This is a genomic window from Methanobrevibacter sp. V74 (assembly GCF_963082495.1).
In the GTDB taxonomy this organism is placed as follows: domain Archaea; phylum Methanobacteriota; class Methanobacteria; order Methanobacteriales; family Methanobacteriaceae; genus Methanocatella.
The window spans coordinates 18,378-34,004 of sequence record NZ_CAUJAN010000009.1; the positions used below are offsets into that span (position 1 = coordinate 18,378).

Annotated in this window: 18 protein-coding genes; 14 read left to right on the top strand and 4 right to left on the bottom strand. The window is 27.0% G+C overall.

Annotation, left to right across the window (positions count from 1 at the left end; genetic code table 11):
* Positions 1 to 3 precede the first annotated feature (3 nt).
* Positions 4 to 930, bottom strand: a complete 927-nt coding sequence (locus Q9969_RS11385) for a hypothetical protein (RefSeq protein WP_305557829.1) — start codon at positions 928 to 930, stop codon at positions 4 to 6.
* Positions 931 to 989: 59 nt separating this feature from the next.
* A complete protein-coding gene (locus Q9969_RS11390) occupies positions 990 to 2,468 on the bottom strand; it encodes a hypothetical protein (protein WP_305557831.1) in 1,479 nt (492 codons plus the stop codon).
* A gap of 267 nt (positions 2,469 to 2,735) precedes the next feature.
* Between Q9969_RS11390 and Q9969_RS11395 the strand changes: the two genes are divergently transcribed.
* The 14 genes from Q9969_RS11395 (at position 2,736) to Q9969_RS11460 (ending at position 13,723) form a co-directional block, all read left to right on the top strand.
* Complete coding sequence (locus tag Q9969_RS11395) at positions 2,736 to 4,532, top strand: hypothetical protein (protein WP_305557840.1); 1,797 nt, start codon at positions 2,736 to 2,738, stop codon at positions 4,530 to 4,532.
* A gap of 146 nt (positions 4,533 to 4,678) precedes the next feature.
* Positions 4,679 to 4,963: a hypothetical protein gene (locus Q9969_RS11400; protein WP_305557842.1), complete on the top strand. Its 285-nt coding sequence runs from the start codon at positions 4,679 to 4,681 to the stop codon at positions 4,961 to 4,963.
* Positions 4,964 to 5,197: 234 nt separating this feature from the next.
* The gene (locus Q9969_RS11405) at positions 5,198 to 5,587 is read left to right on the top strand and encodes a hypothetical protein (RefSeq protein WP_305557844.1); all 390 of its coding nucleotides are present in this window, start codon (positions 5,198 to 5,200) and stop codon (positions 5,585 to 5,587) included.
* 304 nt (positions 5,588 to 5,891) lie between these two features.
* On the top strand, positions 5,892 to 7,373 hold the full coding sequence (locus tag Q9969_RS11410) for an N-6 DNA methylase (protein ID WP_305557846.1): 1,482 nt from the start codon (positions 5,892 to 5,894) through the stop codon (positions 7,371 to 7,373).
* The gene (locus Q9969_RS11415; RefSeq protein WP_305557848.1) at positions 7,366 to 8,283 is read left to right on the top strand and encodes a BsuBI/PstI family type II restriction endonuclease; all 918 of its coding nucleotides are present in this window, start codon (positions 7,366 to 7,368) and stop codon (positions 8,281 to 8,283) included. The genes Q9969_RS11410 and Q9969_RS11415 overlap by 8 nt, the downstream gene beginning before the upstream one ends.
* Before the next feature lie 391 nt (positions 8,284 to 8,674).
* Positions 8,675 to 8,881, top strand: a complete 207-nt coding sequence (locus Q9969_RS11420; protein WP_305557850.1) for a hypothetical protein — start codon at positions 8,675 to 8,677, stop codon at positions 8,879 to 8,881.
* A gap of 47 nt (positions 8,882 to 8,928) precedes the next feature.
* On the top strand, positions 8,929 to 9,156 hold the full coding sequence (locus Q9969_RS11425) for a hypothetical protein (RefSeq protein WP_305557852.1): 228 nt from the start codon (positions 8,929 to 8,931) through the stop codon (positions 9,154 to 9,156).
* Between the two features lie 145 nt (positions 9,157 to 9,301).
* Positions 9,302 to 9,601: a hypothetical protein gene (locus Q9969_RS11430; RefSeq protein WP_305557854.1), complete on the top strand. Its 300-nt coding sequence runs from the start codon at positions 9,302 to 9,304 to the stop codon at positions 9,599 to 9,601.
* 17 nt (positions 9,602 to 9,618) lie between these two features.
* Positions 9,619 to 9,870, top strand: a complete 252-nt coding sequence (locus Q9969_RS11435; protein WP_305557856.1) for a hypothetical protein — start codon at positions 9,619 to 9,621, stop codon at positions 9,868 to 9,870.
* Between the two features lie 540 nt (positions 9,871 to 10,410).
* Positions 10,411 to 10,899: a hypothetical protein gene (locus Q9969_RS11440; RefSeq protein ID WP_305557858.1), complete on the top strand. Its 489-nt coding sequence runs from the start codon at positions 10,411 to 10,413 to the stop codon at positions 10,897 to 10,899.
* A gap of 175 nt (positions 10,900 to 11,074) precedes the next feature.
* Positions 11,075 to 11,479, top strand: a complete 405-nt coding sequence (locus tag Q9969_RS11445; protein ID WP_305557860.1) for a PRC-barrel domain-containing protein — start codon at positions 11,075 to 11,077, stop codon at positions 11,477 to 11,479.
* Between the two features lie 47 nt (positions 11,480 to 11,526).
* Entirely contained in the window at positions 11,527 to 12,291 is a 765-nt protein-coding gene (locus Q9969_RS11450; protein ID WP_305557862.1) for an aspartate dehydrogenase, read from the top strand.
* Positions 12,291 to 13,013: a tRNA(His) guanylyltransferase Thg1 family protein gene (locus Q9969_RS11455; protein ID WP_305557864.1), complete on the top strand. Its 723-nt coding sequence runs from the start codon at positions 12,291 to 12,293 to the stop codon at positions 13,011 to 13,013. The genes Q9969_RS11450 and Q9969_RS11455 overlap by 1 nt, the downstream gene beginning before the upstream one ends.
* Entirely contained in the window at positions 13,010 to 13,723 is a 714-nt protein-coding gene (locus Q9969_RS11460) for a Mov34/MPN/PAD-1 family protein (protein ID WP_305512977.1), read from the top strand. The genes Q9969_RS11455 and Q9969_RS11460 overlap by 4 nt, the downstream gene beginning before the upstream one ends.
* Before the next feature lie 28 nt (positions 13,724 to 13,751).
* On the opposite strand, the gene serA is transcribed toward Q9969_RS11460, so the two are convergent.
* Complete coding sequence (serA, locus tag Q9969_RS11465) at positions 13,752 to 15,323, bottom strand: phosphoglycerate dehydrogenase (protein ID WP_305557866.1); 1,572 nt, start codon at positions 15,321 to 15,323, stop codon at positions 13,752 to 13,754.
* 106 nt (positions 15,324 to 15,429) lie between these two features.
* Positions 15,430 to 15,627: hypothetical protein (locus Q9969_RS11470; protein WP_305557869.1), on the bottom strand; the 198-nt coding region annotated here is incomplete at its 5' end.

The following is a 15,627-nucleotide window of genomic DNA, read 5'->3' on the forward strand; positions in this document are numbered from 1 at the left end:
TTTTTAGCAAATTGGATTATAAATTTTAATTTTATCAAATTTTTCATATTTATCTAATGCATTAGAACATAAATTAATTTTTTTAATCATACCAAAATCTATAAATTCAAAATCACCATCAATATCAATTGAATATCTTTTTAAGGCAACAAAATATTTAAAGGCTAATTTATTTGGAACATATTGAGTATAATCCAATGTTTCTAAAAAACCATAAATTAACGGAAATTCTTCTTGAATGATTTTTTCAACATTTTTATAGATTAACCTGATATATGATTTTAATGTATTGTAAACAAATTCAGGATAACTATCATACATTTTGAAAAGGTACTTTAATAATCTGGATCTCATTTGCATTAGTTCAGTTGTATAAACGAGCGTAAATTTAAAAAGAGTAACACCTTTACTTGTTGGTTTATCTTCATGATGATACCATTCTAAAAATCTTAAATTCTTAATAATAAATATGAATAAGTAGTCGACAACGATTGGATTAACATCCATTAAATTATTTTTATCTTCAATTACATCCATTAACAGATGTTGGAAATGGTATTGTTCATGTTCAACACTGTATCTATCGATTGAATAAATATCCTCTATATTAATCAAAATATCATGTGTTAATGATGGGAAGTCCGTGAGTAGTTTTAATGAAAACCTAAGAATAAACTCATGTTGGTTCAGCATGAACAAAAGATTTATCATCCTATCTGTTGAGTAATGATGTCTCAAATCAGGTATTTTAAATTCTGAAAAATCATATTCTTCTCTTTTCTGGTTTTTATAATAATCCATTATAAAACGCAATGTTTTAGCTTCATTAAGCCTGTAGAAGATTTCATGGAAAGAAATTTTATATTCATCACCCAAATTCATTTCAATATGATCTAAGATAGTAGAGTATTTATTTTTGAATTCAACCATTCCAAAAATATTAAATATATCCCATATTTTAGATTTTAATTTGTCAGGATTATCTTTGATTAAAGTCTCAGCAATTTTTTTAAAAAATTAAAAAAGTCGTTTTCAACAAAAGCCAAATAAGAAATGTAAGTTGATAAAATAGAATCTTCAAAATAATACTTGTTGTCCAGTTCAAAAATTAAATTGCTCTCAAGTAGCTTTTTTAAATCATTATCCTCTTCGGTTATTTGATAATCAAACAATTCGTTTATTAAATTAATTATTGCAGAATTATCTTTTCCAATAACATCGAAAAATGAAAAAATAGACAATATTCTTAAAAGATTCTTATCTGAAAAAATATCCCTTAATTTATCATAATCCTTAAAGTAGTTTTTATATATTAATCTTGGATTTTTGATGTAGGAAACATCTCTCTTTTCAATTATTGGTTTTATTGCCATTAAGCAGAGTGCAGGATTACCTTTAGATACTTGAACTAATTGATCAATGAGAATTTGATTAAACCTAAGACCCTCTTGTTTTAATATATCTTCAATAAGGTTTCTCATGAACAGATCTGAATAATTGCCCAATTCAATAGACTCACATGTGAAATTTCTTAAATTCTGATAAAACATATTTAAGAATTGATTTCTTAAACTAAATATGAATTTAAACTTATTTTCATCATGCATATTGTCTAAATCTTCGAGAAAGTAAGATAAGTTTGAAAAATCATCAGTATAATCATCTATAATGAATAAAAAATTATCTGATTTATTGATTATTTTTCTAATATTTTCAATTAAACCAGAGGAATATCTCTTTATAACAACTATCCTGTAATTATATATTCTTGAAAATTCACGAGCAATTTCTATTGATAATCTGGTCTTTCCAACCCCTTGAATACCATATAAAAGCAGATAATCATTGTTTGATAACTTTTCAATAGCATCTTTAAATAAATCATCATCTCTGTAAAAATAATTTTTTAAATCAGGCCTAATTCCGTTTTTACTATTCTGAATAAAAGAATCAAGAGAATAAATTCCTTTCATATTAGGAACATTTGGGATATAACTAGCCAGATTCGGAAAATATTGCAATTCTACAGATAACCTTTGAATTCCAAATATTGTTAATTTTGTTTCAGAGTTGAATTCACTCACCAATGTTTCCAAGTCTTTAATTTCATTTGGAAGAATCTCACTATTGAATATCAAGATGATTTCACTTATATCTGAATTAGAAATTTTGGATTGATCTTCATTGAAACAATGTTTGATATCATCATTTAATTTTTCTATAAATTTATTAACATTATTATCCCTATTTTTTGTAGTAGCCTCACAAAAAATAAACTCCCCATTATCTTTTTGAAAAAATCCATCAGGAGTTCCTCGAGATGTTTTATTTTTACCAATAACCGCACCAGGAGCCCTTATGAAATTATATCCTTTAAAATTTAAAAAATCAAAACTTAAATTTTGGAAAGTAGATTCATTTATGGATTTTAATCCAGTTTCAATAAGAGATTTGAGTAAATCAAACATAATTATCAGTTTAAAAATTATATTAAAAATAATTTGTGATATTGATTATTATTATTATTTTAATATTTTATATTTCCTCTAAATGAAATCGTGTTAGAAATAATTTTAAAATATTATTGTTTTTTAAACATTTAATAATTATTGATATATCATAATAAATCGAAACATATCTAGTTAAAGAGAAATACAACTCAGATGAAAAAAATAATAATATAAATTCGCATATATATTAATTGGAAATGTTCTTTAAATTAAAGGTGAGTGAACATGGATAAAATTTTCATAAATTTAAAAAATTGCCACGGAATTAAACAATTTAAACATACATTTAACTTTGAAAGAACAGGAGTTAAAAATGCAAATATTTCTTTAATTTATGCACCTAATGGAATGATGAAAACATCCTTTGCAAAAACTTTAAAAGATATTGGCAATAACAAATCCCCACAAAATCAAATCAATGACCAACCACTTCATTATAATATTAAAATTTATGAAGATGAAAATTCATTTGAAATAGATAAGGAAGAGGTAAATGAAAGAATTTTTGTAATAGAATCAATGAACAGAGACTTTTCTTTTGAAAACACAACTCCACTAATTTCAAATAAACAATCAAGAGATGAATACAATGAAATTTTTAATGACTTAATATCTAAAAAGAATGAATTTCTTAGTATTATAAAAAATAAAACCAAGATATCTGTTCCTCGAAATGAAGACCCATATGAATTTATTGAAAATAAAATAAATGACGATTTAAATAATGATTCCAAATCGTTTCTAGAATTTTTATCTTCATTTTCAGAAGAGTTAGAAAATGATGATTTCCCACTTGATATTGATTCAATAAAATATTCTGATTTATTTGATGATCCTATCCTGAAATTATTAAAAGAAGAAGAGATTCAAAACAACATCGAATCATTTTCTAATAATCTAAATAGACTTCTTTCAAAATCTAAAATTTATGATGTTGAGCATTTTAATCATAATAATGCTAATGATTTAGCAAAATCCATTAAAAAAAATAATTTATTTGAGGTGGGCCATCAAATCAATTTCAAGGGCGTTAGAAAAAATGTATCTGATTATAATGAATTAAATAATTTATTAGACAAACAAATGAATAAAATTTTTAAAGATACCTCCTTAAAAGATGATTTTGAAAATATTAATAAAAAATTTTCCAATACAAAAACAAAGAATTTCCAAAATATCTTAGTTGAACACGAAGAAATTATACCTTATCTTGACGATATCGATAATTTTAAGAAATCATATTGGATTGCAGTTTTTAATTCAGAAAAAGAACAATTTTTAACAATTATTAATGAGTATAATGATAAACATTCAGAGTTAGATAGAATTAGATTAGATGCTTTAAATGAACAGACAAAATGGCAAAAGATTATTGAAATATTTAATAAAAGATTTCATGTTCCATTTACACTTAAATTGGAAAATAAAGAAGATGTTATATTAAAAGAAGATACTCCTCGAATATCATTTTATTATGAATACAATGATGAAGCAATTGAAATTTCATTAGAAACCCTGAAAGAAATATCCAGTGCGGGACAGGAAAGAGCAATGTATTTATTAGATATATTATATCAAATCGAAGCGAAAAAAAGCGATAAAGACACACTACTAATTTTTGATGACATAGCTGATTCATTTGATTATGACAACAAATATGCAATAATTGAATACCTTTATGAGTTATCAAAAAGAGATGCATTTAAAATTATTCTGTTAACACATAATTTCGACTTTTTTAGAGCATTGAAATCTAGACTGAATTGTAAATACACTTATTTTGCAAGTAAAACCGAATATGGGATTATAAAGTTAGAAGATAACAATTTTGAATCATCAAATAATATCTTTGTTGAAATTCGAAAAAGAATTAAAGAAAACCCTGAAGATCATATTCGTGACATACTTGCATTAATACCATTTATTCGGAATTTATATGAATATAATGGAAATCAAGAAAATTTTCTAAAGTTAACTAAAATCTTACATTATGATTTTGATTATAATGAAGTTCCCCTTTAAATTCACTGACTAATATATACTCAGAATGGAACATTCAAATCCCCAACAACACTGAAAAAATTTATGAGTTAATTTTTCAAGAAGCTGAAAAAATTACACAAACACGAACAACACAAATCAATATCGTCAACAAGCTCGTTTTGTCAATGGCTATTAGATTAAAAGCTGAAAAGTTCATGTTTGATTATTTGAATATTACAGATACCTCAGAATTTGACAAAAATCAAACTAGAGAATTATTTAATAAGTTTAAAAATAATTCCAATGAAAATAAAGATATTGAAATACTTGAACGTGTTGCAATAATGACCCCTGAAAATATCCACGTTAATTCATTTATGTATGAACCATTATTGGATATGAGTGATGCTGCTTTAAAGGACTTGTATTTTGATGTTTTAGATTTAATTGATAGTTACAATAATTCATAAATATATAATAGGCAGATGACTTATTTATAAATAGTGAGATTATGTTTGTGGACACAAACCATATGGAAAATGCCTTGAAATAAGTAATCCATTATGTTTTCAAATGTCTAATCAAACAACTTGTAGTGAAATATATTATATATAAAAAATTACTTTGCAAATGCTCTCTCTAATTCTTTATATACATTATAAACATACTTATCCTATATAATAATATATTAAAAGAGGTTATTTATGTCAAGTGAAAAATTACTTGAAGTAAATGAAAATATTTTATCTGAATTAACCAAATTAAGAAAAGAAGTTAGTGAGATTAAAAAAGGATTGAACAAATCTAATCCAAACAAACAAAAAAATAACGAATCCTATGAGAATTTATTTGATACTGAATTAATGAAGGAAATACTTTCAGAAGAGAAGATGTATAACATTCATAAATTCATGGATTTGCTTGAAAATTTAAAAAATGGAAAGCCTATTAATAATTATTCCACAGAGGATAACAAAATATCTAGAAAGTTATATACTGAAATTTGTGAGTTGTTAATTAATATTAAAAAAGGAAATTATGATTCAATTTTAACACTCGATGAAAAATACATATCTGATGAGGATTCCCCTTAAGAATAATACCATTAATATTTACAAAGTAAGCAATAACAATCATGGTGAATGTATTATTTGAGGAGAAAAAACCAAGATAAAATGAAAAATCAATGCAGGACATATATTAAAATTTACAATATTTAATTTTAATTATTTGGAGTTTAAAAAGACATATTATTGATTAATAAACTAAAAATCATTATTATCTCCATATACTACCGATAATTAAGTTATACACGATTTAAAGGATATTCATTTATAAATTAATAATATTTAAGTATTATTAATAATATAACTATTAAGCATATTCAGGAGGATTTTTATGTTAAATCATATTATTAATATTACTGATCAATACTTAGAAAACTTTCCTAAAACTGAAAGAAAAAAAATTGGCCAATTTTTCACATCCAAAAATACTGCTGTTTTCATGGCAGATATGTTTAAGGAAAATATTAATAAAGACTTAACTGTTTTAGACCCCGGTGCAGGTACTGGAATATTATCTGCTGCATTAATTGAAAGACTTCAAAATCTTGATTTAAATTCAATCCATTTAGTAATGTATGAAAATGATGAAAATATTCTACCAACCTTAGAATCAAATTGCAAATATTTAATTAAATCTTCCAAAATTCCCCTAACAATTGATTTAGTTAGAAAAAATTTTATTTTAGATAATGAATTTGAAAATTCCTTATTAAACACTAATACTAAGTTTGATTTAATAATTTCCAATCCACCATATAAAAAAATACCTAAAAAAGCCCCTGAATCTCAGAAAATGTTAAAAGTGGTTTATGGTGCTCCAAATTTGTATTTTCTTTTCATGGCAATGTCTCTGCATCTTTTAAAAGAAAATGGTGAAATGGTATTTATCATACCCCGCAGCTGGACATCTGGAAATTATTTTAAAACATTCAGGAAATATTTATTAAGCCATGGTGAAATTAACAATATCCATTTATTTATTAATAGAAATAATTTATTTAAACAAGATTCTATTCTTCAAGAAACAATAATCGTTAAAGTGTCTAAAAGTCATAATAATCCTGAATTTATTAATGTTTCATCATCAAATGATTTTATGTTCGATGATTTGAAACGATTTAAGTTACCTTATAAATTAGCTGTATCCGAAGATGATAATTCATATATCTTCTTACCAACAAACAAAAGTGAGGTCAATGTTTTAACTCTGTTAAATAAATTCAAATATAATCTCACAGATTTAGGGATTAAATTAAAGACTGGTTTAACAGTTGGTTTTAGAAATAAGGAGTTGTTATCTGATTATCAATGTCCACAATCCGTACCAATATTCTATCCATGCCACTTTAATGAAGGACTTGTTAAGTTCCCTGTTGCGACTGAAAAAAAACAGTTTATTTTAAAAGATAAAGCCAATTTACTTCAGGACAATAAAAATTTCCTGTTTTTAAAAAGATTCACATCTAAAGAAGAGAAAAGAAGATTGCAACCTGCAATATACTTACATGACTCTTTAAATGAATTTAATTACATTTCAACAGACAATAAGATTAATTTCATTGATACAATAAATCAAAATGATTATTTAACACTATCTGAAATTTATGGATTATTTGCCTTATTTAATTCCACAATATACGATAGGTATTATAGGATTTTAGACGGCAGCACCCAAGTCAACGCTAGTGAAATAAATTCTATGCCAGTTCCAGATAGAAATTCTTTAAAACAATTAGGTAATAAAATAATTCATTCAAGTAATTTAACAACACCATATTGTGATATGATATTAGGAGAATTAATTTATGGATAATTTAGATTCAGCAAAGGAAATATTAAAAGCAATTGAAATGCCTGAAAGACAACAAAATGATATTAGCGCTTATACTTTATTAGCATTATCCCATGTTCGTGAACATGACAATTGGAGTCACGCTACCAATGACTGGATAAGGATACATGATATAATAAGATTTATTGATGTTAATTATGATGTTCAATATGCTGAAAATTCACGCGAAACTTTTAGAAAACAAGTTATTCATCAATTTAGAGATGCAGCAATTATTGAAGATAATGGAAAAGCCACTAACTCTCCACTGTACAGATATAGATTAACTGAGGAATTTTTAAAGTTAATACAAACTTATGATTCAACTAAATGGGATGATTCCTTAAATGAATTTTTATCAAAACACGAATCTTTAATAGATTTATATTCTTCTAAAAGAGAATTATTAAAAAAACCAGTGTTGATTAATGGAAAAAAATTTAGTTTTTCTCCCGGCTCTCATAATGAATTACAAAAACAAATCATCGAAGAATTTGGTTCTCGTTTTGCACAAGGAAGTGAATGTTTATATGTAGGAGATACAGCTAAAAAAGATTTATTAATTAATAATGAAAAATTAGAAGAATTAGGATTTTCAATTTCAACCCATGACAAAATGCCCGATGTTATTTTATATTGTGAAGATAAAAATTGGATTTATTTTATTGAAGCAGTTACTTCAACAGGACCAATGAATCCTAAAAGAATAGGTGAAATTAACCAGTTAACAGAAAATGTTGATGCAGGTAAGATTTTTATTACCTCATTTTTAAATTTTAGAACTTTTAAGAGATTTGCTGCAGATTTAGCGTGGGATAGTGAAGTTTGGATTGCTGAAAATCCTGATCATTTAATCCATTTTAATGGTGATAGATTTTTAGGCCCAAGGTAAAATTCTATACCAACATGCAAATTTATATTAAGCATTAAATCCAAATTTAACTACAATAATGTTGCCAGAGAGAGTAAGTAAAACATATTTTTCTACAGAATATGTTAAAACATACAAATAACTGAGAGTTACTAACTTAGTTTACTTTACTAATTCTTATTTTTTTAACATGACCAACAACTATAACTACCATGTTTTCTAAAGTATTATGCAAGTGAGACCATCAAAGTTTAATATATTTATTCACCTGTAAATGTTATATAATACATCTTTGAGTTTTGTTTCTTTATTCTGTAGTCTTGTATTTCAATGTTAAAATTATAAATAAAGAATTTATATGGCTTATTAGACAAAACAACTAAATAGATTCGATGTTACCCTAAATTTTGATATGGTTTCTACAAGGTTTAAGATTAATAAAGTTACTCAGGTTGATATTTCTCCTACTAAGTTAACTACAACATATGATAGTGGAAAATATTTCCAAATCAAAGTTACTAAAGATTCCAAACCAATGGTTGGAGTTAAACTTAAAATTAAAGTATATGCTGGAAATAAATATAAAACAATCTCCCTCACCACAATAATATGGGAATAGCTAAATATTATTGCTCTAAATTATCCATCGGAACTCACAAAATAATTATGGAAAGTGGAGAACCAACTCAATATCTGAAAGCTGATTCAAAAATAAGTACAATAGAAATAAACAAAGCATCTACTACAGTAAATGCTAAAGATATAGTTTATAAATATAAAGTAAACAAATATTTCACTGTTAATATTAAAAATAAAGCTACAGGAAAAATAATCACGGGAATAAAAGTTTCTCTCAAAGTTTACACGGGAAAAACTACAAAACATACACATTAACAACAAACGATAAAGGTACAGTTTATTTAAATACAAAAATTTTAAGTCTAGGAACACATAAAGTTATCATAAGTTCTGAAAACAACAAATACACAATATCTTGTACCAGAAATATAAAAATAATAAAAAAAGGAGGAATATAGTAATGAATAAAATATTAATATCCATGTCATTATTAATTATTTTGATATTCAGCATAGGATTAGTATCAGCTAATGAAAATCTCAATGATACAATAATAGAAAACAATACGGACGCCCCAAATCTTTCTTATAATATAGATAATACTCCTTCAGAAAGAATGAGTGGAGCAGTTAGACATGTAAATGGAAGCACTTTTGAAGATATTCAAAAAACAATTAATTCAGCAAACGATAATGATACTATTGTCCTAATGGAACTTATAAAAGTACAGGTTATCATATTTTTGTTAATAAAAGTATAACAATTACATGTAAAAATATGTATGGTGCTACATTAGATGCTAATAAAAAATATAGGGCATTATACATAGTTTCTGACAATGTAATATTAAAAAACTTAAAAATAATAAATGGAAAATTAAAAGATGGACAAGGGCCTCCTAACGTTTTAGATCATGGTTATGGTGGTGCTATATGTTGGGAAGGTAATAATGGATCTATAATTGATTCAACAATAGAAAATAATGAAATTTATGGGGGATGGCATGGTGAAAGTAGTGCAATTTATTGAAAAGGACTAAATGGAACTATAATTCACACACTTTTCTTCAATAATACAGGAAGTGATGATTTAGGTCTTAATCAGGGATATACATTTTTAAAGGGTATTGTTCATGGGGATTATAGTGGAGATTTATATGATAATAACCCATTTAAAACTTCTATATTTAATCGTGTTGTTGTAAATTCTAGAGGATATTTAAATGCTAATAATCTTTTCATTGACTATGGAACACCAGTTAATTTTCTTGTTAAATTTAGTTTAGGGGATATTCCATTTAAAGGAGAAATTGTTAAAGTACATATATTTAAAAAAGGTTACGATAAAGTATATAACTTAACTATTGGTGATAATGGTTCTGGTGTTTTAAAATTACTTGATAACTTAAATGATGGCACTTACAATGTTGAGTTAAGTAGTCATGATAAACTTTATAATTATAGTGCTAATGCGATTATTAAAGTTAATAAAGTTCCAGCATTTTTCAATGTTGATGATTTTAAAACTATACATAATTCAGGAAAATATTTCACTGTTGAACTTAGAGATGTGAAAAATTATTTTAAATCAATTAACAATGTAAAATTAGCATTAAAAGTCAATGGGAAAACATATTATGCAACTGTAAAAAACAATATTGCTAAATTCAATGTATCAAAATGGAAAACTGGAAACTATAAAGCTTATATTAATATTCTAAACAATTATAAAGCACCAACAGAAAAAATTAATATTCAAATCAAAAAAATACCCACAATTGTAAAAACAAATAAAATCACAGCAAAAATCCACAGGGACAAAAAACTAAACATCAAAATAATCAACAAAAAAACCAAAAAACCAGTACCTTTTATCAAAATCAAAGTAAAATGCTTCAATGGAAAAAAATACAAAACATACACACTAATAACCGACGAAAAAGGACAAACCCACTTATACACCTGCTGTTTAAAAATCGGAACACACAAAGTAGTTATAAAATCAGCAAACCAAAATTATGCAATAAGTAAAACAACTAAAGTTAAAATCATAAAATAAGGATTAAACTTATAATTCTGTTTTGTCAATTTGTTGTTTGGCGAGTTGATTTTAATCTTTTTTTTTTTTGATTTTTTTTGTTTTTTCTTTGAAAGAGCCATTTATAAATCATAAAGTATTTATATTAACAATTAAATAGAATAATACATATTTATTTAAATATTTGGGTGTAAACATGGTAGAAGTTTCAAAATTACATAGTTTAGATATTTATACTAACACTGGACATTATGTAGGTCGTGTAGAGGATGTTGTTCTTAATATTAGATTAGGAACTATTTCAAAATTACAGGTAAGGGCTATTGAGCAACAACCAAAACCTGCTGGGTTTATGAATTCATTTTTAGGTAGCATTCGTGGAGAAATGCCTGAAGATAATAATATGAGGTCTTTCCAAAATGATGTATTAACGGTTGATTTTGATAAGGTTCAAGCTATTGGGGATATTATGTTAATTAATCCGAGGGATATGAAAAAAGTAACTCCTGAACCACAAATCCCTGAAGCCACCGTTCCTAAACCGGAAATACCTCAACCACATAGCGAAACTCAAAGCCAATTTGATGCTGAAAGATTATAAGTAATCTTTCACTAATTCTTTTTTTTAACATTTTTTAGGGCGGTACTATGATAGTAGGCATTATAGGATGTGGGGCTATTGCTAATATTATCACTACTAGTATAGTTCCTGAAGATAACGGTATTGAAATTAAATATTTTTTTGATAAAGATGTTGAACGAGCAGAAAATTTAGCTAGTTTGGCTGGAGGGATAGCAGTACTTGACTTTGATGATATGTTGGATAAGGTAGATTTAATTTTAGAATGTGCTGCGCCGGTTTCAGTTAAAGAATATGCACCTAAAGTGCTAGATCATGGTATTGAAATGATTGTAATGAGTATAGGCGCTTTAATGGATGAAGAATTTTTTGCTAAATTGGAGGATCTTGCTAAAAAAAATAATACTAAGCTGCATTTGCCTTCAGGAGCCATTGTTGGTTTAGATGGAATTAAGGCAGTATCCAAATTCGGTCTTAAAGAAGTAAGTCTGATTACAAGAAAATCACCAAAATCTCTTGGAATGAATATTGATGCTGAAGAAATATTATTTGAAGGAAAAGCTTCAGATGCTGTAAAAGAATTTCCATTAAATATTAATGTAGCTGCAACAATTAGTCTTGCATGTAAAATGGATATTGATGTTAAAATCATTGCTGATCCAAAAGTTGACAGGAATGTTCATGAAATTACAGCAAAAGGGGACTTTGGCGAGTTTAAAACAAGAACTGAAAATTTACCTTGTGAAGCCAATCCAAAAACCAGCATGTTGGCTGCACTTTCAGCTATTCGTTTACTTAAAAGCTTTAATGAAACCATTAGTGTGGGTATTTAATGAAAGAGTATGAAGTTTATTCTCCTTTAAAAGTTCCAAAAAACTCTAAGATAATCGTTAGATTGGATGGAAGGGCTTTTCATAAATTAGCTCATGATTTGGAGTTAGACAAGCCTTATGATGAGAATTTTTATAAGGTTATTGCAAGAGTTTGTGAAGATTTATTTAAAGAATTCTCACCACTTTTTGTTTATACTTTTTCGGATGAAATAAGCATACTTTTGGATCGCGTTCCGTTTGAAGGTAGGGTTGAAAAAATAAATTCAATATTTGCAAGTTTTACCTCTTCATCTTTTGTAATGCATTATAATATAGAATTTAAAAAACCGCCTGCTTTTGATTCAAGAATAATTCCAATTAATGAAAATGATATTCTGAAATATTTTAAATGGAGACAAGATGAATCTTGGAGGAATTGTGTTAATTCACATGGAGTTTCATACCTCAAATCAAAATATTCAAATTCTGAAGCTAATGATAAAATAAATGGCATGAAGTTAAATGAAATACACGAATTATTATTCCAAAATGGCATTAATTTAAATAATGTCAAAACTTATAAGAAACGTGGCATAGCTATTTATAGGAAAGTTAAAAAAATCGAAGGTTTTAATAAAAAAGAAAATAAAAAACAAATATCCTATAGAAGTCATGTTTTCACTGATTGGGAATTGCCAATATTTAATGAAACATTCTTTAAAAATATTGATGTGATAAAATGAGCTTTATTTCAAAATTATTTAGAAATGATGATGAATTTAGAGAGGTTAGAGTTGACCGTGAAGTTCTTGAATCAGTAATTTATTATGCAAAAAAAGCATATCCTAATGAATTTTTAGCATTCTTTGATGGGGAAATTAAGGATAAAATTCTTTATATCACTAGTTTAATATTTCTTCCAGGAGAAACCTGCGAAACAGGTGCTGTAGTTCACACAGAATTAATTCCAATCAATACAAAGTATATGGGGTCTGTTCACTCACACCCTGGACCAAGTGCTAGTCCATCAGATGCTGATTTAACTACATTTTCTAGGCACGGATACTTCCACATGATTGTATGCCTTCCTTATTCTTTGCAAACTTTTAAGTCATATGACCGTTACGGTCAGCCAGTGGATTATACTTTAGGAGATTATAGTAGTCTAATTGAGGACAATTCTGAAGATTTCTTCGATGACGATGATGTTGTAACTGATGATGATGAATTTAAACCGGGGTTTTTAGATGAGGATGATGATGAATTCTTTAAAACACTTGATGATGAAAGATTAAATAATTATGAAGAATTTGAAAAACGAAATCAAGTTAATTGGGCATCCACCAATCAAACAGATATTATTTCCAATACTCAAATGCCAAATCAACAGATAATCAGAATTGAGTTAAATCCTGATGGCACTGTTAAAAAAATTTCAAAAAATGAAAAATAAAAAAACAATCATGGTGAAAAATTGTTTTTTATAATTCTAATCCAATAGCTTCATAAACATTATCCAAATCTTGAAGTTCTTTAATTATTTCTTTTGGAATTTCTTTGTCTAAAGTTAGAACCATGATGGCTCTTCCACCTTTTTTATCTCTTCCAACTTGCATAATTCCAATGTTAACGTTATGTTCACCTAATTTGGTGCCAATTTTACCGATACTTCCTGGAACATCTTCATATTTTGCAATAAACATGTGTCCTTTAGGAATAACATCTACCCAGTAACCATTTACTTTTAAAATTCTTGCTTCGTGTAAGTGGGTACCTTCAGCTGAGAATGAATCAGCTTCACTTTTTGCAATAACTTTGATTAATGATTCATAACCTTTGGCATTGTCTTTTCTGCCTTCAGTAATGCTAATTCCTCTGTCTTTTGCAACAAGGGATGCATTTACAGCATTAACCGGGGAACTTAAGAAGGGATTAACAGCACCTTGAATTACTGTTCGGGTTAATATTTCAAGGTTGCTTATTTCAGCTAATTCTCCGCTGTAAACAATTTCAATTTCTTGGATTTTACCATTTACAGCTTGTGAGATGAAACTACCTAATTTTTCACATAATTCCATGTATGGAGTTAATTCTTGGTAAGTGTTATTGTCGATACGTGGCATGTTTAAAACATTTTTAGGATTGTTTCCTTTGGTTAATTCAATAATTTCATCAGCTACAATAATGGCTGCGTCTCTTTGCGCTTCTTTAGTTGAAGCGGCAATATGGGGAGTTAAAACAATATTGTCAAGTTCGCATAATTTGGAATCTTTTGGAGGTTCATCTTCATATACATCTAAAGCAGCTCCACCAATTTTATCATTAACTAAAGCATCATACAATGCTTCTTCATCAATAACTCCTCCACGAGCACAGTTGACAATAAATGCTCCGTCTTTCATTATTTCAAACTGTTCAGTTGAAATTGAATGTTCAGTTTCAGGAGTTAATGGAACGTGTATTGTAATAAAGTCAGCATTTTTAAGAACGCTATCCAAATCAGTTAATTCAACACCCATTTGTTTTGCAACTTCTTCAGGTAAGTAGGGATCATATGCCATTGCATCCATTCCAAAGGCTTTACATCTGTTAACTACTTGGGACCCGATTCTTCCCATACCAATTACACCAAGGGTTTTGTTTCTAAGTTCAACACCCATGAATTTTTTCTTTTCCCATTTTCCCTCTTTAACAGATTTATCGGCAATTGATATTTTACGTGCCATACTTAAGATTAATCCCATAGTATGTTCTGCTACAGTAACAGAAGTGGATTCAGGAGAGTTTACAACCATAATACCTTTTTCTGTTGCAGCATCAATGTCAATATTGTCCACTCCAACCCCTGCTCTTGCAATAATTTGCAAATTATCTGCTTTTTCAATAATGTCGGCAGTTAATTTTGTTCGGCTTCTTACAACAATTCCATTATATTCGTGTATGGTATTTGCTAATTCTTCAGGAGTAATTTCAGTATCCACTACAACATCAGCTACTTCCTTTAAATTTTCAATACCTTTTTCATTAATAGCATCAGCGATAAGTACTTTCATATTTTCACCATAATTTCTCAAATATTCAATAATAAATATTATTTAAGTTTATGTGGTTTATTATATTTAAAATTTCAATATTTTTTAAAAAATAGTATTTTTTTCACTATTCGAATTTTAATTTTTCATGCAGAGTCGAGGAGGTTACATGATTCAAAATTTCACATGAGCAAATATTGTCAAATGTTAAGCAAATATTTTTCTTTATATAGTTACTAACCAAACTTTTATTATAGATGACTGACAAATTATAAAATATGTCTGGAAAATCTAAAATTGATGTTTTTAATAAAATGACTAAAAT